Raw genomic sequence first — 25,565 nt, 5'->3', positions numbered from 1 at the left:
TGGTAGGAAATACGCGTATGCAGGCCCGCGACCGACTCGTCACCAGTGCCATCGATCTGATCCGGCGCAACGGCGTCGCGGGTACCGGTCTGTCGTTGTTACTGGAGCTCAGCGGCACCGCGCGCCGGTCGCTGTATCTGAACTTCCCCGGCGGCAAGGCCGAACTCGTCGCCGATGCCACCCTGACCGCGGGCCGCTACACCGGTGACGCCATCGATCACCTGGCCGCCACCCTGGGCCCGGTTCCCGCGGTGCGGGCCTTCGTCGCCGCATGGCGAGACACCCTCACCCACAGCGATTTTCTGTCCGGATGCCCGATCGTGGCCGCCACACTGGGACGCTCGGAGGCCGACAAGGCCGCCGACAACGCCGGCGCGGTCTTCATCGACTGGCAACGCCGGCTGGCCCGCCACCTCGAGGCCGCCGATGTCAGCGCCGAGGACGCCGCGCGGCTGGCCAGCGTCACGGTGTCCGCGGTCGAGGGCGCCATCGTCGTGTGCCAGGCCACCAAATCGGCCGAGCCGCTGCAGCATGTCGAGGACGCGCTGATCGAGCTCTACGAGTCGAAAGTCGCCACTAAGGAATAGGGGTCGGGATCGGATCCAACGCCTGGAGCGCACCGTCCTCGCCGATCTGGAAGCGCACCTGAGCGATCCCGGTCGGGCAGCACGGCTCGTCCTGGCCCTGCAGCCACTGGTACTGCACCGTGGCGATCTTCTCCCCCAACGGCACAACGGTCGTGTACGGGCGGGGCCGCGGGGTCGGCGGACCCAGCGGCGCATCGCGATCGAAGAACAGCACCTGCACGGCGGCATCCGGGGCGGTGTCCCCGGTGCCGATCACCACCCAGTGCAGGCGGCAATCACCGGTGTTACCCCGCGATACCTCCGACCAGCGTTCACCGACCTGCTGCACGGCGGTCTTGACGGTCTCGGCGGTCGGGGTGTCCTCGGCCGGGCAGTCCGAGGTGGACTGCGGCGCCGAGTTGGGTGGGCTCCACCCGCACGAGGCCAGGGCGAACGTGAGGGCCGCGAGGGCCGAGGCGATCCGGGTGAGCCGCATGGCAGTGAGCTTACGGAGTGACCATGGCTCTCCCCGATGCTCCGGCGCGGGCCAGTCCCGGCGCCCGGATGTGCTCAGCGAACACTCCGCGTAGCATCCGGACCATGGGAATACGCCATTTACGCCGGTTGGTTGTTGTCGGCGCGCTCACCGCTTCGATGCTGGCAACCGGCTCCGCCCCCGGCGCCTCGGCCGAACCATGCCCCGATGCCGAGGTGGTTTTCGCCCGCGGCAGCGACGAGCCGCCCGGCCTCGGCGCCACCGGCCAGGCGTTCGTCGACACCCTGCGCGCGCAGTCCCCCGGTAAGTCCATCGGCGTCTACCCGGTCAACTACCCGGCCACCGGCGATTTCGAGAACCGGGCGGTGTTCCCGGCCACCATGTTCGACGGCGTCGGCGACGCCGCCGCACGGGTGCGGGCGACGGCCGCGAACTGCCCGAACACCAAACTCATCGTCGGCGGATACTCCCAGGGCGCAGCCGTCGCCGCCTACGCCACGGCAGACCTGCCCGCCGACGTGCAGAGCCGGGTCGCCGGACTGGTGCTGTTCGGCAAACCGAGCCCGTCGCTGCTGGCCCAATACGGTGCGCCGCCGGCCAACATCGCACCGGCGTACGCGGGCAAGTCACTGGACCTGTGCGCACCGGGCGACAACATCTGCGATGGCTCGCCGGCGTCGCTGCTGGGCTCGCTGGCCCATGCGACCTATCCCTACAACGGACTGACCGACGCAGCAGCGGCGGCCGCCGCGGGCAGGATCGCCTAGCGCAAGGGCTGGTGAACCCACCGCCGCCCACCACATTTCGTACTACACTTGTAGTACGATACCGGCGTGGCGGTCGACTGGAGCAAGCGAGGCGGATACATCGCCAAACGCAACCTCACTCCGGCTCAGGCCGACGAGGCCCTCGACGACCCCTATCGGGTGCTCATCGTCCCGGACTACAACAGCAGGTCCGGCGACAGTGCCCGCATCATCGGCTACTCACAGAGTGCCGGAGCGGTCCTGACGGTCATCACCGTTTTCAGTCACGAAGACAACGTCACCTACGGGGCGAACGCGTGGAGAGCAAATGCACGTGACCGCCGCTACTACGAGCAGGGAGGCATGGACGATGAGTGAGTCCCTTGAGGATCGGCTGGCACGGATCGGTGCGGAGGCCGAGGCCGGCGAAACTGACCAGTCAGACCGTCCGCTGCCCGCCAACGTGGACGTGTCGCGGCCAGGCCGGGCACGGTCAAAGGTGCTGCAGGTGCGGCTGAATCCGGATGAGTTCGACGCGCTGGAGGCGATTGCTGCGCGCAGAGAGCTGCCGGTGTCAACGGTGGCGCGGGAGCAGTTGCTGAAGTTGGTGGCCGAGCTCCGCGAGCCGGCGCCCGGGTCGCTAGTGGCGCAGGTCGGCGCGATCGTCGAGCTGGCGCAATCTCTGCAAGAGACGATTCGGTCTCAGCCGGGGCCATTGACGATGGCCAGCGAGATGGCCGAGGCTTACACGATCCCGCCGGGCATGTCGAAGGACGATCAACACACCGATTAGCACCCCGGCTCGCCACTGTGTCGCATGTCGTAGGAGGCGTCGTCGGGTGCTGGTGCGACGCTTGCGGCCAGGCGTGAGCGCATCGCGCCGTCGCCGGCGGCCTCGGCGGACCTCGCGAAGGAGCAATCGGGTAAGGCCCCCTGGAAAGCAGAAAGGCCAGAGGTTGCGAACCTCTGACCTGTGTACTTCTGCTCCCCCGGATGGACTCGAACCATCAACCGTCCGATTAACAGTCGGAAGCTCTGCCAATTGAGCTACAGGGGAATGATGCGGAACAGACTCTAGCGTATGCACCCGGCTGCTCCCGAATCGCCATGTCAGATGCCCCTTCACCCGCGTTCCGGGTGCGTGAGGCAGGATAGAAGCAATCTGTTGTCACGGTGAGGGGAGCCCTGTGTTCCGGTTCGTGTTCGTACTGGGGGTCGGCTATGTGTTGGGCGCGAAAGCGGGCCGGCGCCGATACGAGCAGATCTCTGCCACCTATAAAGCGGTCACCGAGAACCCCGCGACCAAGGCCGTGCTGGACGCCGGGCGTCGCAAGGTCGCCGATCGGGTATCACCCGATCCGGCGATGGTGAGATTGACGGCGATCGACGCCGAGACATCGGTGCTGCACCCCGAGCAGGTCGACGTCGAGACGCCGAACCCGCAGAACGGGAAGCGCTTCTAACTCAGCCGAACGGGATGCTGGTGTTCCAGGTGTTGCCCGGGAAGATCGGCGAGGTGCAGAACCCGCCGTTGCACAGCCCGGCACCGGGGGTGCCGACGGCCACACCGTTGCCGTTGGAGGTCGACAGGCAGTTGCCGTCTTCCTTGTTGCCGAACCAGGCCAGACAGGCCGGACCGGCCTGCGGGGAGGCGTCGGGAGTCGTAGAAAGTGCCAGCGCGGGCGCCGCAACGGCGGCGACCGCGAAGGCGCCGGCGAAGAGGAACTTGCGTGTCTGATCGCTCAGAGATGCCACGGCGGAGCCTTTCTAGACAGTTAGCTGCGCACTCACTGTAACGCGTGCGTCACGATCATGCAGTCAAGTCATCGCCGCTGGCCTGCTCCAGCAGGCTGCGGCGGTAGGTCTCCATGGCCACCAGGTCCCCGAACAGGGCGTGGTACTCGTCGCTGTTGTCCACCGGGGACATCCGCTGCAGCTTCGACTTGACCTCGGCGATCTGGCGGCCGACCGATACTTCCTGCAGCCGGGCCAGCACCCCGGAGATGTAGCGGGCCAGCTTCTCGTCGTCCTCGATGCGGATGGCGTCCACCGAGAGTTCGTTGATCAGTTTGGCCGCCTCCGGTGAACCGGCCATATCCCGCACGGTGTCGATCCACTGGCCACCCGAGAGCCCGGACGTCATGCCGCCGGCGGCGGCGATCGCCGTGCGCACCGCGGCATAGCCGGGGTGGGTGAAGTTCTCGACCGACAGGCTGTCGAACACCGGCCCGGCCAGCCCCGGGTACTGCAGCGCCGACTTGAGCGCCTCGCGCTGGGGCCGCAGGATCGGGTCCCGCGGATCGGGGCGCGACACCGACACCTGAGGCCGTGACGGCGGTTCGGCGCCGGAGCGCCGGTTCGAGGTCGCCGCGCCACGACCATTGGTGCGTCCGCCCTTGCGGCCGGCTTCCTCACGGACCCGGCCGAGCACCTGGCCGACGTCCTGCCAGCCCACCCAGCCGGCCAACTGGCGGGCGTACTCGTCGCGCAGCGTCGGATCCTTGATGCGCGCCACCATCGGGACACAGCGCCGCAGTGCCGACACCCGGCCCTCGGCGCTGTCCAGATCGTGATCGGTCAGCGCGGTACGGATGGCGAATTCGAACAGCGGGGCACGGCGGGCCACCAGGTCACGCAGCGCACCGTCACCGGAGCGCAGCCGCAGATCGCAGGGATCCATCCCGTCGGCGGCCACCGCGACGAACGACTGCCCCGCCAGGTTCTGCTCACCCTCCAGGGCCTTCACCGCGGCGGCCCGGCCGGCGGCGTCGCCGTCGAACACGTAGATGAGCTCACCTCGAAAGAAGTTGTCGTCCATCATGAGTCGGCGCAACATCGAAAGGTGCTCGTCACCGAACGCGGTACCGCAGGCGGCGACCGCGGTGGTCACCCCGGCCTGGTGCATGGCCATCACGTCGGTGTAGCCCTCGACCACGACGGCCTGATGCCCCTTGGCGATATCGCGCTTGGCCAGGTCCAGACCGAACAGCACGTGAGACTTCTTGTACAGCACCGTTTCCGGGGTGTTGACGTATTTGGCTTCCATATGGTCGTCATCGAAGAGCCGGCGGGCACCGAACCCGATGGTCTCCCCCGATGACACCCGGATCGGCCACAGCAGCCGGCGGTGGAACCGGTCCATCGGGCCGCGTTTGCCCTCCCGGCTCAACCCGGCCGCCTCCAGCTCCTTGAACTCGAAACCCTTGCGCAACATGTGCTTTGTCAAGGTGTCCCAGCCCGACGGCGCGTAACCGCAGCCGTACTTGGCGGCGGCCTCGCCGTCGAAGTTGCGCTCGATCAGGTACTGGCGGGCCGGTGCGGCCTCCTCGGAGCGCAGAGCCTCGGCGTAGAACTCCTGGGCCGCGGCGTTGGCGGCGATCAGCCGGCTGCGGCTGCCCCGGTCGCGCTGCACGTGGGTGGCCGAGGCCCCGGTGTAGGTGACGGTGTAGCCGACCTTGTCGGCGAGCAGTTCCACGGCCTCGACGAACGTGACGTGCTCGATCTTCTGCAGAAAGGCATACACGTCACCGCCCTCTCCGCAGCCGAAGCAGTGGAAGTGCCCGTGGTTGGGTCGCACATGGAAGGACGGGGATTTCTCGTCGTGGAACGGGCAGAGCCCCTTCAGCGAGTCCACCCCGGCCTTGCGCAGCTGGACGTAGTCGCCCACCACATCTTCGATGCGGACACGTTCGCGGATGGCGGCGATATCGCGATCGGGGATGCGGCCCCGGCCACCCCGCGTCGTGTCGATACCGGCCATCCGGGCAGTCTATCGGCCCGTCACAAGGGTCTGGGTGAGCGCACTTCGTGCACTCGCTCCAGCCGGGACTCGGTGTAGGACGCGATCTGGTCGATCACCACACGCAGCCGGGCTCCGTCGTCGGCGGCCTCGGCGAATTCGAGCGCAAACTGCGGATCCAGACCGCTGGGCGCCTGCGCCCACAGGGCGAGCGCGACCTCACGGATGAGCGTGCGCTGGTCGGCCTGCACCTGCAGGTGACGGTGGTCGGACATGATGAATTGCAGGGCCAGCATCTTGAGCACGGCCACCTCGGCGCGGACCAGACCCGGGACCTGCAGATCGGTGTCGAACCGGCGCAGCGGTCCGGGGCCCGCCGCGGCGCGGGTCTGCGAGATCGCGGCATTGGCGAAGCGGCCGACGAACTCGCTGGTCAGATTCTTCAGGGCCACCGAGGCCGTCAACGTGCCGTCGTACTTGCCGACCGCCTCGACGACCGGCATCTCCGACAGCCTCGACGACGCGTCGAGCAGTTCGTCATGGCTGATCGCCGGGAACGCCTTCGCGCCCAGGTCCGCCAATGCGGTGGCGGCATCGGCGTCGGCCAGCACCCGTAGGTCGATGCGTCCGGAGATGACGCCGTCCTCGACATCGTGCACGGAGTAGGCGACGTCGTCGGCCCAGTCCATCACCTGGGCCTCCAGGCACGGCCGTCCCGCGGGCGCCCCGTCGCGCAGCCAGCCGGCCGCGACGAGGTCGTCGCTGTAGAAACCGAACTTCTTCGGATTCTCGGCACGGGTCCACGGGTACTTGGTGACCGCGTCCAGCGCCGCCCTGGTGAGGTTCAGTCCCGCGGAACGGCCCTCGGCGTCAAGCACTTTGGGTTCCAGCCGGGTCAGGATCCGCAGATTCTGGGCGTTGCCCTCGAACCCGCCGAAGGCGTCGGCGATCTCGTTGAGCGCGCGTTCACCGTTGTGCCCGTAGGGCGGGTGGCCGATGTCGTGGGCCAGCCCGGCCAGATCGACCAGATCCGGGTCACACCCCAGCCCGACGGCCATACCGCGGCCGATCTGGGCCACCTCCAGGGAGTGCGTCAGCCGGGTGCGTGGGGTGTCGCCGTGTCGGGGACCGACCACCTGGGTCTTGTCGGCGAGCCTGCGCAGCGCGGCGCTGTGCAGCACGCGGGCGCGGTCCCTGGCGAAGGCGGTGCGGTGCTCGGTGTCGGTCCCGGGCAGCGCGCTACCCTTCGCCGACTCCGGCACCAGCCGCTGCCGGTCGAAGTCGTCGTAGGGGTCGGATGTGTCGCGTTGCGTGGCCACCGCCGCACAGTCTGCCAGCAGCGCTGCCGCCGTTCGGACATGCCGCCGCCGCGGAGCGCCCGTGTTCACTAGATTGACGTCATGCGTATCGCCCGTTTGCTCAGTGTGGCCCTCGCGGTTCTGACCGCCGGCCTCCTGCTCGCACCCGCCGCCGCGGGGCAGCCGCCGTTCCGGTTGGCCAGCTATGTGGTGGATGAGGCGAACGCGCTGAGCGCCTCCGACATGACCGACGTGACTCAGGCGATCGACAAGCTCTACACCGACCGCAAGGTCCGGCTCTGGGTGGTGTTCGTCGACTCGTTCTCCGGCTCACCGGCCGCGGACTGGGCCCGGGCCACCATGCGGACCAGCGATTTCGGCGACCACGACGCGCTGCTGGCGGTGGCCACCAGCGACCGCGCCTACGCGCTGCTGGCGCCCACCGCGGCCGCCGGCGGTGTCGACGTGGATGCCCTGCGCCGCAATCAGGTGGAGCCCGCGCTGCGCGCTCAGCAGTGGGCCGAGGCGGCGATCGCGGCGGCCGAGGGTCTCGACGGGCCCGCCGGCTCGTCCTCGAGGTCGTCGGGATCCTCTGATTCCGAACTGAACTGGTTCGGTGTCCTGGTGATGCTGGCCGTCATCGCAGCGGCGGTGGCCGGCCTGTTGCTGTGGTCCCGGCGCCGCAAGCGCAAGCGCCGGGAGGCCGATCTCGCGGCCGCCCAGCGCATCGATCCGGCCGACCCGAGCGCACTGGCGGCGGTGCCGCTGGACACCCTCGACGAGCTGTCCCGCTCCATCGTGGTCGAGGTCGACAACGCGGTGCGCACCAGCGAGAACGAACTGGCGTTGGCCGTCGAGGAGTTCGGCGAGAAGGAGACCGCGCCGTTCAGCACCGCGGTCAGCGCCGCGAAGACGACGCTGGCCCAGGCGTTCAACGTGCGCCAGATCCTCGACGATGCGGTGCCCGAATCCCCGCAGCAGCGCCGTGATCTGCTGACCCGGGTGATCGTGGCGGCGGCCAAGGCCGACCGCGAACTCGACACACAGCGCGAGGCGTTCTCGCAGCTCCGCGATCTGGTGATCAACGCGCCCACCCGGCTCGACGCACTCACCCAGCAGATGGTCGATCTCACCGCCCGCATCGCACCGGCCGAACAGACGCTGGCCACCCTGCACCAGCAGTTCTCCCCCACCGCGCTGCACTCGGTGACCCGCAACGCCGAAACCGCCAAGCACCGGCTGGCCTTCGCCGATCAGAACATCACCAACGCCCGCACACTGGTGGCGCGGCCGGCGGGACGCCAGGGCGGGCTCGTCGACTCGATCCGGGCGGCCGAGTCCGCGCTCGGCCAGGCCAGGACCATGCTGGACGCGATCGACAGCGCCGCCACCGATATCAACCGCGCGATCGCCACCCTGCCCGATGCGATCACCGATATCCAGAACGGCATCAAGGCCGCCGGTACCCAACTGGCGCAAGGCGGTATCGCCGGCGCCGAGGCCCTGACCGCCGCCCGCGATGCCGCGACCCGCGCGGTCACCGAAGCGCAGGCCAACGGCGGCACCGACCCGCTGGGTGCCTTCACCGCGCTGACCCAGGCCGACGCCGACCTGGACCGGCTGCTGGACACAGTCGCCGAGGAACGCGCGGCCGCCGAACGGCTACGCCGCGCGTTCGAACAGGCGTTGTTCTCCGCGCAGTCCCGGGTGCGCGGCGTCTCGGATTTCATCGACACCCGCCGCGGCAGCATCGGACCGGAGGCCCGCACCCGCCTCGCCGAAGCTGTGCGCCAACTGCAGGCCGCGCAGGACAAGCAGGGCACCAATCTGCCCGAGGCGATCGCGCACGCCAACGGTGCGGCGATGCTGGCCGGGCAGGCCCAGACGATCGCCAACAGCGATGTCGCCAAAACCCAACAGCAGTACAACAATTACGGCGGCTTCGGTGGTGGCGGCGGCTCGAATACAGGCGCGATGATCGGCGGCATCATCATCGGCAACATCCTGTCCGGGGCGCTGCGCGGCGGTATGGGCGGTGGCGGCGGATGGAGTTCCACCACGTTCGGCGGCTCCGGCGGCGGCGGGTTCAGCGGGGGCGGGATGAGCGGCGGCGGCGGTCGGTTCTAGCCCTGCCCGTTCGGATCATCGGCGTCAGCGTCACGGCCCTGGCGGTCGCCCAGGGTCTGATAGCCCTCGCCGAGATCGCGGATCCGGGCCGCGATGCCGTTCATATCGGCGTTGGACCGGCGCAGGATGTCGGCGACCTCGCCGACACCGCGTGACACCACCGCGATGAGGGCACGTTCACCGGCCGTGTTGGGCGGCACGCTGGCCGCGGCGCTCAGCACCCACTGTTTGACCGCGTCCAGGTCCCGCCGTCCGGCTGCCACCACCTGCGCTGACCGGTCCACCTCGGATCCGAGGCGCCGATCGAGTTCGGCGAGCCCGCCGATCGTGCCGACCAGCCGTTCGTTGCGGCCCGAGTAGGCCTCGGCCGCGGCGCCCGTCCAGTGCTCACCGGGCCCGGCCGAGGCGATCATGCGATGCAACTCGTCGAGTGTGCCGCTGCGGTCGAACTCGGCCCCGCCGACCGGCGGGCCCTCGCCGAGCGTCGCGCGGGCGCTGTCCCACGTCGAAAGAAATGCCCCCAGCACGCTGATCGCCGCCCCCTTTGATCGCTCGACTCAAATCCTAAATGAGCCCAGACCTCCTCCGGCGCAGCAATTCGGGCTACCCGCTCAGCTGGTCGGCGAGCTTGTCGAGCTGCGCCTTGTAACCGAACTTCATGCCGAACGCGGCCATCTTGGCCTTGTCGCCGATGCTGGTGATGGTCACCTCCAGCGTGATCGTGGTCTGACCGTCCTGCTCGCTCAGCGTGATGTCGTTGGTGTGCTCGATCGTCGTCGTCGACTCCTGGCCGTCGGTCCACGACCGCGCGTCATAGGTCAGCCGGGTGACCGGGTCGACCCGAGTGAAGGTGCCGGCCATCGGCCAGCGGGTGCCCGCGTACTTGCCCATGCCCTCACCGGCCTGCATGACGACGAAGACCTCGCCGCCGACGGCCGGGTCGATCCGGCATTCGGGGACGAAGGTGTTTTTCGGGCCCCACCATTGCTGCAGCATTTCTGCCTGGGTCCAGGCGTCCCACACGGTGGCGATCGGCGCACCGTAGGTCCGCTGGAGGGTGAACTCTTTCTTCTTCTTGAACAGCTGCAGAATCATGGGCTTTCGTCTTTCTTCTCGTGTGCCATCGAATTCAGGAAGTCACCAAGGGAGTCCAGCCGGTCATCCCACAACCGTTCGAAGGATGCGACCCACTGGCCGATATCCTCGAACGGCTCGGCTTCGAGCTGGTAGATCCGCTGTCGCGCCTGGGCCTGACTACTGACGAGCCCCGAATCACCAAGCACCCGAAGGTGTTTGGACACCTGCGGCTGCCGTATTCCGAGCGCCTCGGCGATCGCGCCGACCGACAGTGGCCCTGCCCTGAGCAGATCGACGATCCGCAAGCGGCTCGGCTCCCCCAGCGCCACGAACACTGCCGCCTGCATGTCAGCCACCATAAGCCGATCGACGTATTCCCGTCAAGGAATATGTCAAAGGTAATCTGCTGACGAGCAGACGCAAAAGGCCCCAACTCCGATGGGAATTGGGGCCTTTTGCGTCTACTCGCGGGAAGTAGGTCAGCAGCCCTTCAACCGCACGGCAAGATAATTCGAGACCTCGGAGATCGCCACCCGCTCCTGGGTCATGGCGTCCCGCTCGCGGATGGTGACCGCCTGGTCCTCGAGCGAATCGAAGTCCAGCGTCACGCAGAACGGGGTGCCGATCTCGTCCTGGCGGCGGTAGCGCCGCCCGATCGCGCCGGCATCGTCGAACTCGACATTCCAGCTCTGCCGCAACTCGGCGGCGAGATCCTTTGCCTTGGGCGACAAATCGGCGTGCCGCGAGAGCGGCAGCACCGCCGCCTTGACCGGGGCCAGCCGCGGGTCGAGTTTGAGCACGGTGCGCTTGTCCACCCCGCCCTTGGCGTTCGGCGCCTCGTCCTCGGTGTAGGCATCGACCAGGAACGCCATCAGCGAGCGGGTCAGACCGGCCGCCGGCTCGATCACGTAGGGCGTGTAGCGGGTGTCCGAAGCCTGATCATAGTAGGTCAGGTCGACACCGGAAGCCTTTGCGTGGCTGGACAAGTCGTGGTCGGTGCGGTTGGCGATACCCTCCAGCTCGCCCCACGGGTTGCCGGAGAAACCGAACTTGTACTCGATATCGGTGGTGCCCGCGCTGTAGTGCGACAGCTTTTCCAGCGGGTGCTCGTAGAGGCGCAGATTCTCCGGGTTGATCCCCAGATCGGTGTACCACTTCAGCCGGGTCTCGATCCAGTACTTGTGCCACTCCGGCGCGGTGGACGGCTCGACGAAGAACTCCATCTCCATCTGCTCGAACTCACGGGTGCGGAAGATGAAGTTGCCCGGGGTGATCTCGTTGCGGAAGCTCTTGCCGATCTGGCCGATACCGAAGGGCGGCTTCTTGCGGGACGTGGTCACCACATTGGCGAAGTTGACGAAGATGCCCTGCGCGGTCTCCGGACGCAAGTAGTGCAGACCCTCCTCGGACTCGATGGGCCCGAGGTAGGTCTTGAGCATCATGTTGAAATCGCGCGGCTCGGTCCACTGCCCCTTGGTCCCGCAGTCCGGGCAGACGATCTCACCCATGGGGACGTCATCGGGCTCCCCACCCTTCTTGAGCGCGTAGGCCTCCTGCAGGTGATCCTGGCGGTGCCGCTTGTGACAGTTCAGGCATTCGACGAGCGGGTCGTTGAACACCGCGACGTGCCCGGAGGCCACCCACACCTGGCGGGGCAGGATGATGGCGCTGTCCAGGCCGACGACGTCATCGCGGCCGGTGACCACCGAACGCCACCACTGCTTTTTGATGTTCTCCTTGAGCTCCACCCCGAGTGGTCCGTAGTCCCAGGCGGACTTGGTACCGCCGTAGATCTCGCCCGATTGGTAGACGAGGCCACGGCGTTTCGCCAGGTTTGCAACGGTGTCGATGAGGGATGCCACGGGTCAACAGCGTAGCGATGAGATCGCGACCCCCTCGCCGCGGAGTCCCTGCCCAACCATTGACATGCGCAGATGCGCATGTAATCTGACTTCATAATGAAAACCGTTTCCACTACCGGCCACGAGCACGAGCATGCCAGCTCACCGTTCCCCGAGCTACCGTCACGCGAGATCCTGGACATCACCGGGGATCTGCTGCGCGCGCTGGCCGCACCGTTGCGCATCGCCATCGTGCTGCAACTGCGCGAATCCCAGCGCTGTGTGCACGAACTCGTCGACGCGCTGGACGTGCCCCAGCCGCTGGTCAGCCAGCACCTGCGCATCCTCAAGTCCGCCGGCGTGGTGGCCGGGGAACGCAGCGGCCGCGAGGTGATGTACCGCCTCGTCGACCATCACCTCGCCGAGATCGTGGTGGCGGCCGTCACCCACGCCGCCGAGGACCCGGCATGACCCCCGTGGTGCGCTCGACGAAGCAGCGCGCGGCGATCTCCGCGCTGCTCGACGACATCGCGGACTTCCGGTCCGCGCAGGAACTGCACGACGAACTGCGCAAGCGCGGCGAAGGTATCGGGCTGACCACCGTGTACCGGACACTGCAGTCCATGGCCACCGCCGGCCAGGTCGACACCCTGCGCACCGACACCGGGGAATCGGTGTACCGGCTGTGCTCGGAACATCACCACCATCACCTCGTGTGCCGGATCTGCGGTGCCACCGTCGAGGTCGAGGGCGGCGCCGCCGAGGTGTGGGCCGACCAGGTCGCCGCGCAGCACGGTTTCACCGATGTCAGCCACACCATCGAGATCTTCGGGGTGTGCGGGAAGTGCGCGAAGGTCAGCTGACGCGCACGAACTCCAGCACCGCGCCGACGGTCAGCGGGGCGAGCTCGATATCACCGGGTGCGTGTGGGTCCACCCACGCCATCTCGACGATCTCGGCGCCCGGTTGCGGTCGATCATCGAGGCTGACCAGGAACAGGTCGGCGGCGACGCGATGGCCGGGCTCATTGGCCGCCGCCGCATCGTGATGTCCCAGCGAGCGGATGGATTCCTCCACCACGCCGGCGCCGAGTTCTTCGCGGATCTCCCGGCGCAGCGCCTGCACCGGCGTCTCCCCCGGTTCGATCTTTCCGCCGGGCTGCATGAACGCCGTGGTCCCGCGCTTGCGGACCACCAGCACATGGTTGCGGTCGTCGAGCACGACGGCCGCAACGATCCGGATCACCGGAGTCACGTCAGCGTGCGCCGCACGTCGGCGCCGGTGGACAGCACCATCATGATCAGCGTGCCGAGCGCCTCGTCGGACAGGCCCGAGCCCGGAAAGTTGTAGCGCAGCAGCACATCCGCTGAGGTGTCATCCTTCTCGGCCAGTGACACCGTGCCCAGCAGGGTGCCCCGGGTGTGCCCGGACACCGTGGCGCGCAGCTCGTCGTCCAGCGGCAGGTCCCAGGCCAGGACCTGGTTGAGCGACACCATGTCCAGCCCCTCGCCGACGCTCACCACCCGCAGCGAGGCGAACGTGCCGTCGTGGTGCACGGTCAGCGCGCCGTCGTCCTCACGGGTGGCGGTCAGCAACGCCTCGGCGATGGCCGCGAGCCGATCCTCGAGCGAAGACATTCCCGGGTCGCTGCGCTCCTGCCCGCCGGATGCCATCAGGCCCGCCCGAACCGGCGGTTGCGGTTGACGTATTCCTCGCACGCCGCCCACAGGTCGCGGCGGTCATAGTCGGGCCAGAGCTTGTCCTGGAAGACGTACTCGGCATACGCCGCCTGCCAGATCAGGAAGTTGCTGGCCCGCTGCTCCCCCGATGTCCGGATGAACAGGTCGACATCGGGAATGTCGGGGCGGTGCAGGTGCTTGGCGAAGGACGCCTCACTGATGCGATTCGGGTTGACCTTGCCCGCGACCGCCTCTTCGGCGAGTTGCCTTGCCGCCTCGACGATCTCGGTACGGCCCCCGTAGTTCACGCAGTAGTTGACGGTGATGACGTCGTTGCCGACCGTCATCTGCTCGGCGATGTCGAACTCCTTGATGACGCTGCTCCACATGCGCGGCCGCGAGCCCACCCAGCGCATGTTGACACCCATGGCGTCCAGGTTCTCGCGGCGGCGGCGCACCACCTCGCGGTTGAAGCCCATCAGGAAACGCACCTCTTCGGTGCTGCGCTTCCAGTTCTCGGTGGAGAATGCATACACGCTAAGATGTTTGATGCCCAGTTCGATGGCGCCGCAGGTGATGTCGATGAGGACGGCCTCGCCCATCTTGTGTCCCTCGGTGCGACCCAGCCCGCGCTGGGTGGCCCACCGGCCGTTACCGTCCATGACGACGGCGACGTGGTTGGGAACCTGGTCGGCCGGGATCTGCGGAGCAGCCGCCTTCGACGGGTGCTGCGGCGGCCGGGAGAACGCGCCGTTGGTGCGCGGCGGCAGCTCCGGGAACACCACCGGCCACCTCGAGACGTCCGGGAAAACCGGGTAGTCCTCAGGCGCCGGGGGCAGCTGCGGGTACGTGGTCTTGCCCCGTTTGGTAGCCATGGGCCATATCCTGCCCGACCACCCCCGCGCCGCGTTCAACGGCCGCGGTATCAACTCTGTATACGCGCTCCACCAGTGGCAATGTCCGCAGTTGACGTTCCAGGTGCCACTGCAGATGCGCGGCCACCAGCCCGCTGGCCTGGCTGCGATGCGATGAGGCGGACGCCTCGGCGAACTCCCAGTCACCGTCGTGCAGCGCGATCATCAGATCCATCACGGCCTGCGCGGGGGTCGCGGCCCCCGACGGCCGGCAGTGCACGCACACGCTGCCGCCCGCGCCGACGTGGAAGGCCCGGTGTGGACCGGGCGCCGCGCACCGGGCGCATTCGGTCAGCGACGGCGCCCAGCCCGCGATCCCCATCGCCCGCAGCAGGTACGCATCGAGAACCAGCTCGCGGGGACGACGACCCTCGGCCACCGCACGCAGCGCCGCCACCGTCAGGCCGTGCAGCGCGGGCACCGGGGCGCGTTCCTCACCGGCGAGGCGCTCCGCGGTCTCCAGCACCGCACAGGCGCAGGTGTAGCGGCCGTAGTCGCTGACGATGTCGACGGCGAACGCATCGATGGATTGCACCTGGGTGACGATGTCGAGATTGCGCCCCGGGTGCAGCTGAACGTCGATGTGCGCGAAAGGCTCCAGCCGCGCCCCGAACTTGCTCCGGGTACGGCGCACTCCCTTGGCCACCGCACGGACCACGCCGTTCTCGCGGGTGAGCAGAGTCACGATCCGGTCGGCCTCGCCGAGCTTGTGCTGGCGCAGCACCACCGCTCGATCCCGGTACAACCGCATCCGGACAGTGTGTCACCGCGCGGTGACATCGACCGCACCGCAACGCCGGATATCCTCGAACCCAGTATGGCTCTCACCCAGAAAACGCCCGTCCGCATGACTCCTGCACCCAGATTTCCCACCCTCACCCAGCTGCAGTACCGACTCGCCAGCGGCTCGGCCACGTCCGACCAACTGGTACGCAGGTCCCTGGCGGCCATCGAGGCCAGCCAGCCCACCCTGAATGCCTTCCGGGTGGTGCTGACCGAGCAGGCGCTGGCCGATGCCGCCGAAGCTGATCGCAAACGCGCTGCCGGGCAACAACTTCCACTACTGGGAATCCCGATCGCAGTCAAGGATGACGTGGACGTGGCGGGGGTGCCCACCCGGTTCGGCACCGACGGGGAACGGCCGGTCGCGACCGCCGATGCCGAGGTGGTGCGGCGGTTACGGGCGGCCGGTGCGGTGATCGTCGGCAAGACCAATACCTGCGAGCTGGGTCAGTGGCCGTTCACCAGCGGCCCGGGATTCGGCCACACCCGCAATCCGTGGTCACGCGAGCACAGTCCGGGTGGGTCCTCCGGGGGCAGCGCCGCCGCGGTGGCCGCCGGTCTGGTGACCGCCGCGATCGGATCCGACGGGGCGGGCAGTGTCCGGATACCGGCGGCCTGGACCCATCTGGTCGGGATCAAACCGCAGCGCGGCCGCATCTCGACCTGGCCGCTGCCCGAGGCGTTCAACGGCATCACCGTCAACGGCGTGCTGGCCCGCACCGTCGCCGACGCCGCCATCGTGCTCGACGCCGCCTCCGGTAACGCCGACGGCGATCTGCACAAACCGGCTCCGGTCCAGGTGTCCGACCACGTCGGTCGCGCCCCCGGCCCGCTGCGCGTCGCGATGTCCACGGCCTTTCCGTTCAACGGGTTCCGTTCCGAGCTGCACCCGGAGATCGCGGCAGCGCTGCAGGGTGTGGCCGATCAGCTCGGACAGCTCGGGCACACCGTCATCAAGGCCGATCCGGATTACGGGCTGCGGATGTCCTGGAACTTCCTGGCCCGCTCCACCGCGGGGCTGGTGGACTGGCAGCACCGCCTGGGCTCCGAGGTGCCGCTGGACAAGCGTACCCGGAGCAATATCCGCACCGGCTGGCTGCTGTCCCAGCACACCCTGCGCAAGGCCCGCGCGGCCGAGGCGCAGGCCCAGCGCCGGATCGGCTGGATCTTCAACATCGCCGACGTGGTGCTGGCCCCCACCACCGCGCTGCCGCCACCCCGGGTCGACGAGTACGACGACCGCGGGCCGTTGGCCACCGACCGGGCCATGATCCGGGCCTGCCCGGTGACCTGGCCGTGGAACCTGCTGGGCTGGCCCTCGATCAACATCCCGGCCGGCTTCACCTCCGACGGCCTGCCGATCGGCGTACAGCTGATGGGGCCGGCCGATAGCGAACCGATGCTCATCTCACTGGCCGCCGCGCTGGAGGCGGTCAACGGCTGGGGGGTCAAACAGCCGGATCCCTGGTGGGACGCCGACGCCCTGACGTAAGGTCACCGGCTATGAACAACGTCCACCGTTGCGTCACGGCCCTTCCTGTCGTCGCGCTGGCCGCCGGCGCGGTACTCACCGCGCCCACCGCCAATGCCGACAACCGCCGGCTCAACAACAGCGTGGTCGCCAACGTGTACACGATGCAGCACAAGGCCGGCTGTGACACAGATATCAAGGTGAACCCGAAGCTCCGGCTGGCTGCGCAGTGGCACACCAACGACGTGCTGAACAACCGGGCGCTGGACGGGGACATCGGTTCGGACGGCACCACGGTCGCCGACCGGGCCCGCAACGCCGGATACGCCGGCGCGGTCGCCGAGACGGTCGCGATCAACCCGGCGCTGGCGATCAGCGGCATCGAGCTGATCAACCAGTGGTTCCACCGGCCCGACTATCACGCGATCATGTCCGACTGCTCGAACGTGGACATCGGCGTGTGGTCGGAGAGCATGCTGGACCGCACCGTGGTGGTCGCGGTGTACGGCAAGGGCGACGGCGCCCCGCCGGTCCCGTCGGATATCCGGGACTTCGGCCAGGTACCGGGCTGGACGCCCTAAAAACCCAGCTTCCTGAGCTGCTTGGGATCGCGCTGCCAGTTCTTGGCGATCTTGACCTGCAGCTGCAGATAGACCTTGGTGCCCAGCAGCTTCTCGATCTGGGTGCGCGCCGCGGTGCCCACCTCACGCAGCCGGGCACCGCCCTTGCCGATCACGATGCCCTTCTGGCTGTCGCGCTCGACATAGACGATGGCGTGCACATCGATCAGGTCGTCGCGGCCCTCACGCGGGGTCACCTCGTCGATCACGACGGCCAGCGAGTGCGGTAGCTCGTCGCGGACGCCTTCGAGCGCGGCCTCACGGATGAACTCGGCCATCAGCACCTGTTCGGGCTCGTCGGTCAGTTCGCCGTCGGGGTAGAACGCCGGGCCCGGGGGAAGCTTGCTCACCAGGACGTCGATCAGCACATCGAGCTGCTCACCCTTGGTCGCCGACACCGGCACGATCTCGGCGGTGTCCCCGACCAAGTTGCTGACGGCCATCAGCTGCGCCGCCACCTTGTCCCTGGGCACCTTGTCGATCTTGGTGACGATCACGATCAGAGTGGTCCTGGGCGCCACGGCCCGGATCTGCTCGTAGATCCACCGGTCGCCCGGTCCGATCGCCTCATCGGCGGGCAGGCACAGCCCGATGACGTCGACATCGGAGTAGGTGCCCTTGACCAGTTCGTTGAGCCGCTCACCGAGCAGGGTGCGCGGCCGGTGCAGACCCGGGGTGTCGACGAGGATGATCTGAAAGTCGTCGCGATGCACGATGCCGCGAATGGTGTGCCGCGTCGTCTGGGGCCGATTCGAGGTGATGGCCACCTTCTCGCCGACCAGCGCGTTGGTCAGTGTCGACTTGCCGGTGTTGGGCCGGCCGACGAAACAGACGAAACCGGAGCGGAATTCGTCGCTCACGGGGACACCAACGGCGTACCGGCGCGGTCGGTGACGATCACCGTCGCCGTCGGGGACAGCTCGGTCACCGCGCCGACACCGGGATCCTCCGCCGATCCGCCGACCAGCACCGCCGCTTCCAGTCCGGCCGCGCCGCTGGACACCGCGGCGGCGACGGCCGCCTGCAACGCGGTCAGGCTCAGCGCCGACAGGTGCACGGGCGCACCGGCATAGGTGCGGCCGTCGAGGTCACGCACGGCCGCACCCTGGGCGGCTTCGGCGCGGCCCATCGCTCCGCGCGCCAGCACCACCAGCTTGTCGTCCTCGGCGTCCAGATCGCTCACGTGTCCTCCTCCGGTGGCGCTTCCGGGGCGATCAGCACTGTGCCGATCCGCACCCTTCCGCGATGGTCCGGGCCGCCTTCGGCCCGCAATCGCAATCCGTTCCAGCTGACCTGGGCGCCGGGCAGCGGTACCCGGCCGAGTTCGTGGGCGAGCAACCCGCCGACGGTGTCGACTTCCAGGTCCTCGCCGACGTCGAGGTCCTCGTACAGTTCGGTCAGGTCTTCGATGGGCAGCCGGGTGGAGACCCGGAACCTGTTGGAGCCCAGCACCTCCCAGGGTGCGACCTCGTCGGCGTCGTACTCGTCGTTGATCTCCCCGACGATCTCCTCCAGCACGTCCTCGATGGTGACCAGACCGGCGATCGCGCCGTATTCGTCGACCAACAGCGCCATGTGCTTGCGGTCGCGCTGCATCTCACGCAACAGGGTGTCCAGCGGCTTGGAGTCCGGTACGAACACCGCCGGGCGCATCACCTCGCCGACGCGGGTGTCGACGCGCCCGTTCTCGGTGCTCGTCTGCTGCACCAGATCCTTGAGGTAGACCACACCGACGACATCGTCGACGTTCTCCCCGATCACCGGCAGCCGGGAATGCCCGCTGCGCACGGCCAATGAGAGCGCCTGCGCCGCGGTCTTGTCCGATTCGATCCACACCATCTCGGTGCGCGGCACCATCACCTCACGCGCCGGGGTGTCACCGAGCTCGAAGACGGACTGGATCATCCGCCGTTCGTCATCGGCCACCACACCGCGCTGCTGGGCCAGATCGACCACCTCGCGCAGTTCGATCTCCGAGGCGAACGGTCCGTTGCGGAAGCCCCGGCCGGGTGTCAGTGCGTTACCGATGAGCACCAGCAGCCGGCTGATCGGGGTCAGCAGGACCGAGATCGCATGCAGCGGAAGCGCTGCCGCCAACGCGATGGTGTACGCGTTCTGCCGGCCGACGGTCCGCGGACCCACACCGATGACGACGAAGCTGACCACCACCATGGTCGCCGCCGCGGCGAACAGCCCCCAGGCAACGCCCAGATAGCCGTCCAGATAGGACACCAGCAGGACGGTCGCGCTCACCTCACACGTGATACGCAGCAGCACCACGAGATTGATATAGCGGGGCCGGTCCAGCAGCACCCGGGCCAGCCGGGCGGCGCCGGGCCGCTCGTCGCGGACCATCTCCTCGACGCGGGCCAGCGAGGCGGTGCTGATCGCGGCGTCCACCGCGGCGAAGAGCCCACCGAGCCCGACGAGCAGCACTGCAGCGAGCAGTGGGGCGAGGCCGGTCACTGCTGGTCGAAGTATCGCGACTTGTCCAACAGCCGGCGATCCTTCTCGATCTGCAGATCCTGGCGGTAGGACTCCACTTGGTCGGCCACCCATTCCTCGAGGAGGCGGCGCTGCAGGGCGAACATCTCTTTCTCCTCATCGGGTTCGGCATGGTCGTAACCCAGCAGGTGCAGCACACCGTGCACCGTGAGCAGCGCCAGTTCCTGTCCGAGAGAGTGCCCGGCCTTCTCGGCCTGAACGGCCGCGAACTCGGGGCACAGCACGATGTCGCCGAGCATGGACGGGCCGGGTTCGGCCGCATCCGGGCGACCCCCGGGCTCCAACTCGTCCATCGGGAAACTCATCACGTCGGTGGGCCCGGGCAGGTCCATCCAGCGCACGTGCAGGTCGGCCATCGCCGCGGTGTCCAGCAGCACCATGGACAGCTCGGCCGCCGGGTTCACGTCCATCTGCGCGATGACGAACTTCGCGACACTGACCAATTCCTGTTCGGAGACGTCCATCCCCGATTCGTTCGAGACCTCGATGCTCATCTGCGCGGACGCCCGCCCGAAGACCTGCGCTGGGCGCGGTTGATCAGTTCCGGCTGCGCCTCGTGCCGCGAGTAGGCATCCACGATCTGGGAGACCAGCCGGTGGCGGACCACATCGGCGCTGGTGAGCTCCGAGAAGTGGATATCGTCGATACCGTCGAGGATGTCGCTGGCCGCGCGCAGACCCGAGCGCGCGCCACCGGGCAGATCGACCTGGGTGACGTCACCGGTGACGACCATCTTGGAGTTGAACCCCAGCCGGGTCAGGAACATCTTCATCTGCTCGGGCGTGGTGTTCTGCGCCTCGTCGAGGATGATGAACGCGTCGTTGAGCGAGCGGCCGCGCATGAACGCCAGCGGCGCCACCTCGATCACACCGGCCGCCAGCAGGTTCGGGATGGCGGCCGGATCCATCATGTCGTGCAGCGCGTCGTACAGCGGGCGCAGGTACGGATCGATCTTCTCGGTCAGCGTGCCGGGAAGGAAGCCGAGGCGCTCACCGGCTTCCACCGCGGGGCGGGTCAGGATGATCCGGTTGACCTGCTTGGTCTGCAACGCGTGCACGGCCTTGGCCATCGCCAGATAGGTCTTGCCGGTGCCGGCCGGGCCGATCCCGAAGACGATGGTGTGCGCGTCGATGGCGTCGACGTAGTGCTTCTGGTTGAGCGTCTTGGGCCGGATGGTCTTCCCACGCCGGGACAGGATGTCCAGGGTGAGAACCTCGGCCGGCGAGGCGTCGTCGGTGCCGGTCAGCATCGACACGCTGTGCCGGACGGCGTCGGGGTTCAGTGGCTGGCCCCGGGAGATCACCGCGGTCAGCTCGGCGACGACACGCTCGGCCAGTGCCACGTCGGCGGGCTCGCCGCTGATGGTGATGGCGTTACCGCGGACATGGATGTCGGCGGTGAGCAGTTCTTCCAGGGCACGCAGGTTCTCATCGGCCGAACCCAGCAGGCCCACGATGCTGTCGGGCGGAACAGTGATGCTGCTTCGTACCGGTCCGGGAATCGGACCAGCGGTCGTCTCGCGGGGCGTCACGTGCGGTTTCGTGCCTGCTTCCTGTGCTCTCTGGAAATGGTGGTCCCGAGTTTACCGCTGGTCACCGACCTGACCCAATGGTCAGTACGTCATATCCCAGCGGCTGGTCAGCACCCCGATCGCGCCGAGCGCCACCGCCGCGGCTGTCGAGGTGCGCAGCACCGACGGCCCGAGCCGCACCGTGCGGGCACCGGCACCGGTGAGTTCGGCCAACTCCTCATCGCTGATCCCGCCCTCGGGACCGACCACCAGCAGCACCGCCGCCGCGTCGGCCAGCCCGATATCGGCCAGCGGCACCGTCGCGGACTCGTGCAACACCAGCGTCAGCGCGCCCGGCACCCGGGTCAGCAGTTGGGCGGTGGACACCAACCCCTCGATCTCGGGGACGTGGGCGCGTCGGGACTGCCGGGCGGCCGAGCGGGCCACCGCACCCCAGCGCCGCAACCCCTTGTCGACCTTGGCCGCCGATTCCCAGCGGGCCACGCAGCGCTGCGCCTGCCAGGCCAGGAAGCCGTCGGCACCGGCCTCGGTGGCCAATTCGATTGCCAGCTCGGAACGTTCGGACTTGGGCAGGGCCTGGGCAATGGTCACCGACGGTGTCGGGCGGGGCACCGCGGTGACGTCGAGCACCCGAGCGGACAGCCGGCCCTTGGCGGCCTCCTCGACCACGCAGTGCGCGACCGTCCCGTTGCCATCGCTCAGATCGAGTTCCTCGCCCGGCCGGATCCGGCGCACGTTGGACGCGTGAAAACCCTCGTCACCGTCGACGACGGCGATACCGCCCGCACCGGGCAGCGCGTCGACGTAGAAGAGCGCCCTGCTCATGCGCGATCCCGCTGAGCCGACAACTAGCGGCCCGAGAACGTCTCACGCAGCCGGCTGAACAGCCCGCCGTTGTTGGCCCCGGCACCGCCACTGCTGGACTTCACCTCGGCGACATCGCGCGGGCGGTGCTCCTTGAGCTTGCGCAGCAACTCCGAATCTGTACCGTCCAGGCGGGTCGGCACCAGCACCTCGATGTGGGCGTGCAGGTTGCCGCGCACCCCGGAACGCAGATGCGGCATGCCGTGCCCGCGCAGGGTGGTCACCGAGCCGGGCTGAGTTCCGGGCGGGATGACCAGCTCGGTGGGGCCGTCGATGATGGCGTCGACGGTGACCGAGGTGCCCAGCGCCGCGTCGAACATCGGCACCGAGACCGTGCAGTGCAGGTCATCGCCATCACGGACGAAGATCTCGTGGGGCTGTTCGTGCACCTCGACGTAGAGGTCACCGGCCGGGCCGCCACCGGGGCCGACCTCACCCTGGGCGGCGAGGCGCACCCGCATACCGTCGCCGACACCGGCCGGGATCTTGACGCTGATCTCGCGGCGGGCTTGCACCCGGCCGTCGCCGCCGCAGCGGTGGCACGGATCCGGGATGACCTCGCCGACGCCGCCGCAGACCGGGCACGGGCGCGAGGTCATCACCTGACCGAGCAGCGAGCGCTGCACCGTCTGCACCTCGCCGTGGCCCTTGCAGGTATCGCAGGTCTTGGGAACCGAGTTGCCGTGGGTGCCCTTGCCCTGGCACAGGTCGCACAGCACCGCGGTGTCGACCGCCACCTGCTTGGTCACACCGGTCGCGCACTCGGTCAGGTCCAGCCGCATCCGCAGCAGCGAATCCGAGCCCGGGCGCACCCGGCCGATCGGCCCGCGCGAGCCCGCGCCGCCACCGAAGAACGCCTCGAACACGTCGCCGAGTCCACCGAAGCCGGCGCCGGAGAAACCGCCGCCACCCGCGCCCGCGCCCTCCAGCGGATCGCCGCCGAGATCGACGATGCGGCGCTTCTCCGGATCGGAGAGCACCTCGTAGGCGAGCTGGATCTCGGTGAAGCGCGCCTGGGCGGCCTCGTCCGGGTTGACGTCGGGATGCAGTTCACGGGCCAGCTTGCGGTAGGCGCGTTTCAGCTCCGAATCACTGGCGCCTTTGCTCACGCCGAGCAGACCGTAATAATCGCGTGCCACGCTAAAAACCTCTCTCGTGCCGCCGGCGGCGGCATTCCCTCATCGGGTGCCCAGGACTTCACCTATGTAGAGGGCAACGGCGGCGACGTTCGCAATCGTTCCCGGATAGTCCATCCGGGTGGGACCGACCACGCCCATTCCGCCGTACACCTTGCCCGAGCTGCCGTAGGTGGTGCTCACCACCGATGTTCCCAGCATCTGCTCGGCCTCGGTCTCGTGCCCGATACGCACCGTGACCTTACCGGCCTGCTGTTGGACGGCGAGCAGCCGCAGCACCACGACCTGTTCCTCCAGCGCTTCGAGCACCGAGCGCAGCGAACCGCCGAAGTCGGCGGTGTTGCGGGTGAGGTTCGCGGTGCCGCCCAGCAGCAGTCGTTCCTCGGTGTGCTCGACGAGGGTCTCCACCAGAACGGTCGCCGCGCGGCCCACCGCGTCGCCGAGACCGCCGTGACCGTCCAGCGTGCCGGCCAGATCGGCGACCGCCACCGACGCCGCCGAGAGCGGTTTGCCCTCCAGCGCCGAACCCAGGCGTTCGCGCAGCTGAGCGAGTTGCCCATCGTCGATGGCGTCACCGAGTTCGACGACCCGCTGGTCGACGCGGCCGCTGTCGGTGATGACCACCAGCAGCAGTTTGGCCGGCGTCAGCGCGACGACCTCGAGGTGACGCACCGTGGAGGCGGACAGCGTCGGGTATTGGATGATGGCGACCTGGCGGGTCAGCTGGGCCAGCAGGCGCACCGCACGGCGCAGCACATCGTCGAGGTCGACGCCGGATTCCAGGAACGTCATGATGGCCCGGCGTTCGCCGGCCGACATCGGCTTCACATCGTCGAGGCGGTCGACGAACTCGCGGTAGCCCTTCTCGGTGGGCACCCGCCCCGAACTCGTGTGTGGCTGCGCGATGTAGCCCTCGGCCTCCAGGACGGCCATGTCGTTGCGCACCGTGGCGCTCGAAACACCGAGGTTGTGGCGTTCGACGAGGGTCTTGGACCCGATCGGCTCCTGGGTCGCGACGAAGTCGGCGACGATGGCGCGCAACACCTCGAAGCGACGATCGTCTGCACTACCCATTGTTCACCTGCCCTTTGTCATCCGGTCTGCCGCCATTTTACGGGGATCAGCAGCGCATCTTCACCGCGACACCGATCACGTCGCGCACCGGCCTCCCCGGCATCGTTCCGTAGGCAAAGACTTCGCCGACATTGCCCGTCGATTGCGGTTAATCTCACCTTCATGGGAGCCCGCCGGTGATCTTCAAAGGTGTCCGCGACGGCAAGCCGTATCCCGAACACAATCTGACCTACCGGCAGTGGGCCCAGATCCCCCCGCGCCAGATCCGGCTCGACGAGCTGGTGACCACCACGACGGTGCTCGCGCTGGACCGGTTGCTCTCCGAGGATTCGACGTTCTACGGCGATCTCTTCCCGCACGCGGTGCGCTGGCAGGGCGACGTCTATCTGGAGGAGGGCGTGCACCATGCGGTGCGGGCGGCGCTGCGCAACCGGACGGTGCTGCACGCCCGGGTCTACGAGATGGACGACGCGCTGCCGGCCTGACGCCGCAGCAGCACCAGCGCGGTGAGGATCTGCCAGGCGAAGATCGGGTAGACGCTGCCGCGCTCCCAGAGACCGACCGGATTTGCCCCCACTCCCACCGCGAGCAGGCACAGCAGACCCGACGCGCCCAGCGTGATCGACGTGGCCCGGTATGCCGTCGACGCGAGCAGGCCCGATCCCGCCAGCGCGGCGGCGTTTCCGCCGACGATCGCCAGTACCGCGCCGATGACATGCCACGGGTTGCCCTGCCCGCTGTGCACGACGGCGATCAGCACGTTGCCGATACCGTTGGCGCCGGCGAACACCAAGAACCACAAGCGGTTCCGGGATCGCGGCGCGGCGGTCGCGAACAGGGCCGCGGCGACGGCGAAGCACACCCCCTGAAAGGCGAAGGCGGCGTTCATCAGCGGGGCCTGCGGGGAGACGGTGGGGTCACCGAGGGTGCTGATGTAGTCGGTGCCGTAGCGGTACCCCGGCAGCGCCACCGCGGCGGACGCCTCGGCGGCCAGATACCCGGCCGCGGCCAGCAGCCACAGCAGCGCCGCCAGTCCCCCTTTCGCCGAAACTGTATTCCAGAAGGTCCTCACTCGATCTTTTCCATCACCAGTACAGT

The 25,565-nt window shown here is 68.4% G+C and carries 32 protein-coding genes and 1 tRNA gene; 11 read left to right on the top strand and 22 right to left on the bottom strand.

Annotated features, from left to right (window positions below; genetic code table 11):
- Positions 1-17: 17 nt before the first annotated feature.
- A complete protein-coding gene (locus tag EXE63_RS26170; protein WP_168144339.1) occupies positions 18-587 on the top strand; it encodes an LmrA/YxaF family transcription factor in 570 nt (189 codons plus the stop codon).
- Here the strand turns inward: EXE63_RS26170 and EXE63_RS26165 are convergent.
- Positions 577-1,062, bottom strand: a complete 486-nt coding sequence (locus EXE63_RS26165; RefSeq protein WP_168144338.1) for an LppP/LprE family lipoprotein — start codon at positions 1,060-1,062, stop codon at positions 577-579. The two genes, EXE63_RS26170 and EXE63_RS26165, sit on opposite strands and share 11 nt — an antisense overlap.
- A gap of 104 nt (positions 1,063-1,166) precedes the next feature.
- Between EXE63_RS26165 and EXE63_RS26160 the strand changes: the two genes are divergently transcribed.
- The 3 genes from EXE63_RS26160 (at position 1,167) to EXE63_RS33130 (ending at position 2,601) form a co-directional block, all read left to right on the top strand.
- On the top strand, positions 1,167-1,829 hold the full coding sequence (locus tag EXE63_RS26160) for a cutinase family protein (RefSeq protein ID WP_210000014.1): 663 nt from the start codon (positions 1,167-1,169) through the stop codon (positions 1,827-1,829).
- A 66-nt stretch (positions 1,830-1,895) separates the two neighbouring features.
- Positions 1,896-2,186 (top strand): BrnT family toxin, encoded by a 291-nt coding sequence (locus EXE63_RS26155; RefSeq protein ID WP_168144337.1) that lies wholly within the window; start codon positions 1,896-1,898, stop codon positions 2,184-2,186.
- Positions 2,179-2,601: a hypothetical protein gene (locus tag EXE63_RS33130; RefSeq protein WP_234904278.1), complete on the top strand. Its 423-nt coding sequence runs from the start codon at positions 2,179-2,181 to the stop codon at positions 2,599-2,601. The genes EXE63_RS26155 and EXE63_RS33130 overlap by 8 nt, the downstream gene beginning before the upstream one ends.
- 191 nt (positions 2,602-2,792) lie before the next feature.
- Here the strand turns inward: EXE63_RS33130 and EXE63_RS26145 are convergent.
- A tRNA-Asn gene (locus EXE63_RS26145) sits at positions 2,793-2,865 on the bottom strand.
- A gap of 130 nt (positions 2,866-2,995) precedes the next feature.
- Here EXE63_RS26145 and EXE63_RS26140 point away from each other — a divergent pair.
- Entirely contained in the window at positions 2,996-3,271 is a 276-nt protein-coding gene (locus tag EXE63_RS26140; RefSeq protein ID WP_168144336.1) for a hypothetical protein, read from the top strand.
- Between the two features lies 1 nt (position 3,272).
- Here the strand turns inward: EXE63_RS26140 and EXE63_RS26135 are convergent, their stop codons facing one another.
- Genes EXE63_RS26135 through EXE63_RS26125 form a run of 3 tightly spaced genes read right to left on the bottom strand, consistent with a single transcriptional unit; the run spans position 3,273 to position 6,866 of the window.
- Positions 3,273-3,563: a DUF7155 family protein gene (locus tag EXE63_RS26135; protein WP_168144335.1), complete on the bottom strand. Its 291-nt coding sequence runs from the start codon at positions 3,561-3,563 to the stop codon at positions 3,273-3,275.
- Positions 3,564-3,618: 55 nt separating this feature from the next.
- On the bottom strand, positions 3,619-5,568 hold the full coding sequence (gene dnaG / locus EXE63_RS26130; protein ID WP_168144334.1) for a DNA primase: 1,950 nt from the start codon (positions 5,566-5,568) through the stop codon (positions 3,619-3,621).
- A 20-nt stretch (positions 5,569-5,588) separates the two neighbouring features.
- Positions 5,589-6,866: a deoxyguanosinetriphosphate triphosphohydrolase gene (locus EXE63_RS26125; protein ID WP_168144333.1), complete on the bottom strand. Its 1,278-nt coding sequence runs from the start codon at positions 6,864-6,866 to the stop codon at positions 5,589-5,591.
- Positions 6,867-6,947: 81 nt separating this feature from the next.
- Between EXE63_RS26125 and EXE63_RS26120 the strand changes: the two genes are divergently transcribed.
- The gene (locus EXE63_RS26120; RefSeq protein ID WP_168144332.1) at positions 6,948-8,972 is read left to right on the top strand and encodes a TPM domain-containing protein; all 2,025 of its coding nucleotides are present in this window, start codon (positions 6,948-6,950) and stop codon (positions 8,970-8,972) included.
- On the opposite strand, the gene EXE63_RS26115 is transcribed toward EXE63_RS26120, so the two are convergent.
- From EXE63_RS26115 to EXE63_RS26100, 4 genes are all read right to left on the bottom strand, one after another.
- On the bottom strand, positions 8,969-9,499 hold the full coding sequence (locus EXE63_RS26115) for an EspA/EspE family type VII secretion system effector (RefSeq protein ID WP_234904277.1): 531 nt from the start codon (positions 9,497-9,499) through the stop codon (positions 8,969-8,971). The genes EXE63_RS26120 and EXE63_RS26115 overlap by 4 nt on opposite strands.
- A gap of 76 nt (positions 9,500-9,575) precedes the next feature.
- Positions 9,576-10,067, bottom strand: coding sequence for an SRPBCC family protein (locus tag EXE63_RS26110; RefSeq protein ID WP_168144331.1), 492 nt, complete (start codon positions 10,065-10,067; stop codon positions 9,576-9,578).
- Positions 10,064-10,396 carry an ArsR/SmtB family transcription factor gene (locus EXE63_RS26105; RefSeq protein ID WP_168144330.1) on the bottom strand — a complete coding sequence of 111 codons (333 nt, stop codon included), beginning with the start codon at positions 10,394-10,396 and terminating at the stop codon, positions 10,064-10,066. Before EXE63_RS26105 ends, EXE63_RS26110 begins: the two co-directional genes overlap by 4 nt.
- Positions 10,397-10,528: 132 nt before the next feature.
- On the bottom strand, positions 10,529-11,911 hold the full coding sequence (locus EXE63_RS26100; RefSeq protein WP_168144329.1) for a glycine--tRNA ligase: 1,383 nt from the start codon (positions 11,909-11,911) through the stop codon (positions 10,529-10,531).
- 96 nt (positions 11,912-12,007) lie between these two features.
- On the opposite strand from EXE63_RS26100, the gene EXE63_RS26095 reads away from it, so the two are divergent.
- Positions 12,008-12,361, top strand: coding sequence for an ArsR/SmtB family transcription factor (locus tag EXE63_RS26095; RefSeq protein ID WP_168144328.1), 354 nt, complete (start codon positions 12,008-12,010; stop codon positions 12,359-12,361).
- Positions 12,358-12,753, top strand: coding sequence for a Fur family transcriptional regulator (locus tag EXE63_RS26090; protein ID WP_168144327.1), 396 nt, complete (start codon positions 12,358-12,360; stop codon positions 12,751-12,753). The genes EXE63_RS26095 and EXE63_RS26090 overlap by 4 nt, the downstream gene beginning before the upstream one ends.
- Here the strand turns inward: EXE63_RS26090 and EXE63_RS26085 are convergent.
- From EXE63_RS26085 to recO, 4 genes are read right to left on the bottom strand one after another with little or no spacing between them, the layout of a single operon-like run.
- Positions 12,746-13,135, bottom strand: coding sequence for an NUDIX hydrolase (locus EXE63_RS26085; RefSeq protein WP_234904276.1), 390 nt, complete (start codon positions 13,133-13,135; stop codon positions 12,746-12,748). The genes EXE63_RS26090 and EXE63_RS26085 overlap by 8 nt on opposite strands.
- 5 nt (positions 13,136-13,140) lie before the next feature.
- Positions 13,141-13,527: a hypothetical protein gene (locus EXE63_RS26080; RefSeq protein WP_168144325.1), complete on the bottom strand. Its 387-nt coding sequence runs from the start codon at positions 13,525-13,527 to the stop codon at positions 13,141-13,143.
- A 35-nt stretch (positions 13,528-13,562) separates the two neighbouring features.
- Entirely contained in the window at positions 13,563-14,444 is an 882-nt protein-coding gene (locus tag EXE63_RS26075) for a decaprenyl diphosphate synthase (protein WP_168144324.1), read from the bottom strand.
- Positions 14,392-15,234, bottom strand: a complete 843-nt coding sequence (gene recO / locus EXE63_RS26070) for a DNA repair protein RecO (RefSeq protein ID WP_168144323.1) — start codon at positions 15,232-15,234, stop codon at positions 14,392-14,394. Before recO ends, EXE63_RS26075 begins: the two co-directional genes overlap by 53 nt.
- 96 nt (positions 15,235-15,330) lie before the next feature.
- Here recO and EXE63_RS26065 point away from each other — a divergent pair, with 96 nt between their 5' ends.
- Both EXE63_RS26065 and EXE63_RS26060 read left to right on the top strand, forming a co-directional pair.
- Entirely contained in the window at positions 15,331-16,758 is a 1,428-nt protein-coding gene (locus EXE63_RS26065; protein ID WP_168144322.1) for an amidase, read from the top strand.
- An 11-nt stretch (positions 16,759-16,769) separates the two neighbouring features.
- Positions 16,770-17,318: a CAP domain-containing protein gene (locus EXE63_RS26060; RefSeq protein ID WP_168144321.1), complete on the top strand. Its 549-nt coding sequence runs from the start codon at positions 16,770-16,772 to the stop codon at positions 17,316-17,318.
- Here EXE63_RS26060 and era read toward each other — a convergent pair.
- The 8 genes from era to hrcA all read right to left on the bottom strand — a co-directional run bounded on the left by era (position 17,315) and on the right by hrcA (position 24,467).
- Complete coding sequence (gene era / locus EXE63_RS26055; RefSeq protein ID WP_168144320.1) at positions 17,315-18,217, bottom strand: GTPase Era; 903 nt, start codon at positions 18,215-18,217, stop codon at positions 17,315-17,317. The genes EXE63_RS26060 and era overlap by 4 nt on opposite strands.
- Positions 18,214-18,486, bottom strand: a complete 273-nt coding sequence (locus EXE63_RS26050; protein ID WP_233213183.1) for a cytidine deaminase-like protein — start codon at positions 18,484-18,486, stop codon at positions 18,214-18,216. The genes era and EXE63_RS26050 overlap by 4 nt, the downstream gene beginning before the upstream one ends.
- A 50-nt stretch (positions 18,487-18,536) precedes the next feature.
- A complete protein-coding gene (locus tag EXE63_RS26045; protein WP_168144319.1) occupies positions 18,537-19,823 on the bottom strand; it encodes a hemolysin family protein in 1,287 nt (428 codons plus the stop codon).
- Complete coding sequence (gene ybeY, locus EXE63_RS26040) at positions 19,820-20,356, bottom strand: rRNA maturation RNase YbeY (RefSeq protein WP_105365404.1); 537 nt, start codon at positions 20,354-20,356, stop codon at positions 19,820-19,822. The genes EXE63_RS26045 and ybeY overlap by 4 nt, the downstream gene beginning before the upstream one ends.
- Positions 20,353-21,393 (bottom strand): PhoH family protein, encoded by a 1,041-nt coding sequence (locus EXE63_RS26035; RefSeq protein ID WP_168144318.1) that lies wholly within the window; start codon positions 21,391-21,393, stop codon positions 20,353-20,355. The genes ybeY and EXE63_RS26035 overlap by 4 nt, the downstream gene beginning before the upstream one ends.
- 81 nt (positions 21,394-21,474) lie before the next feature.
- Positions 21,475-22,218, bottom strand: coding sequence for a 16S rRNA (uracil(1498)-N(3))-methyltransferase (locus EXE63_RS26030; protein ID WP_168144317.1), 744 nt, complete (start codon positions 22,216-22,218; stop codon positions 21,475-21,477).
- 23 nt (positions 22,219-22,241) lie between these two features.
- The gene (gene dnaJ, locus EXE63_RS26025; RefSeq protein ID WP_168144316.1) at positions 22,242-23,396 is read right to left on the bottom strand and encodes a molecular chaperone DnaJ; all 1,155 of its coding nucleotides are present in this window, start codon (positions 23,394-23,396) and stop codon (positions 22,242-22,244) included.
- 39 nt (positions 23,397-23,435) lie between these two features.
- Positions 23,436-24,467, bottom strand: a complete 1,032-nt coding sequence (gene hrcA / locus EXE63_RS26020) for a heat-inducible transcriptional repressor HrcA (RefSeq protein ID WP_168144315.1) — start codon at positions 24,465-24,467, stop codon at positions 23,436-23,438.
- Positions 24,468-24,643: 176 nt separating this feature from the next.
- Between hrcA and EXE63_RS26015 the strand changes: the two genes are divergently transcribed.
- The gene (locus EXE63_RS26015) at positions 24,644-24,952 is read left to right on the top strand and encodes a type II toxin-antitoxin system VapB family antitoxin (protein ID WP_057169694.1); all 309 of its coding nucleotides are present in this window, start codon (positions 24,644-24,646) and stop codon (positions 24,950-24,952) included.
- Here the strand turns inward: EXE63_RS26015 and EXE63_RS26010 are convergent.
- Complete coding sequence (locus tag EXE63_RS26010) at positions 24,922-25,539, bottom strand: DUF998 domain-containing protein (RefSeq protein WP_168144314.1); 618 nt, start codon at positions 25,537-25,539, stop codon at positions 24,922-24,924. The two genes, EXE63_RS26015 and EXE63_RS26010, sit on opposite strands and share 31 nt — an antisense overlap.
- Between the last annotated feature and the right edge of the window lie 26 nt (positions 25,540-25,565).

It is taken from the genome of Mycolicibacterium frederiksbergense, from assembly GCF_012223425.1.
In the GTDB taxonomy this organism is placed as follows: domain Bacteria; phylum Actinomycetota; class Actinomycetes; order Mycobacteriales; family Mycobacteriaceae; genus Mycobacterium; species Mycobacterium frederiksbergense.
Note: the sequence above shows the minus strand (reverse complement) of the source record. Positions and strands in the feature narration are given on the sequence as shown.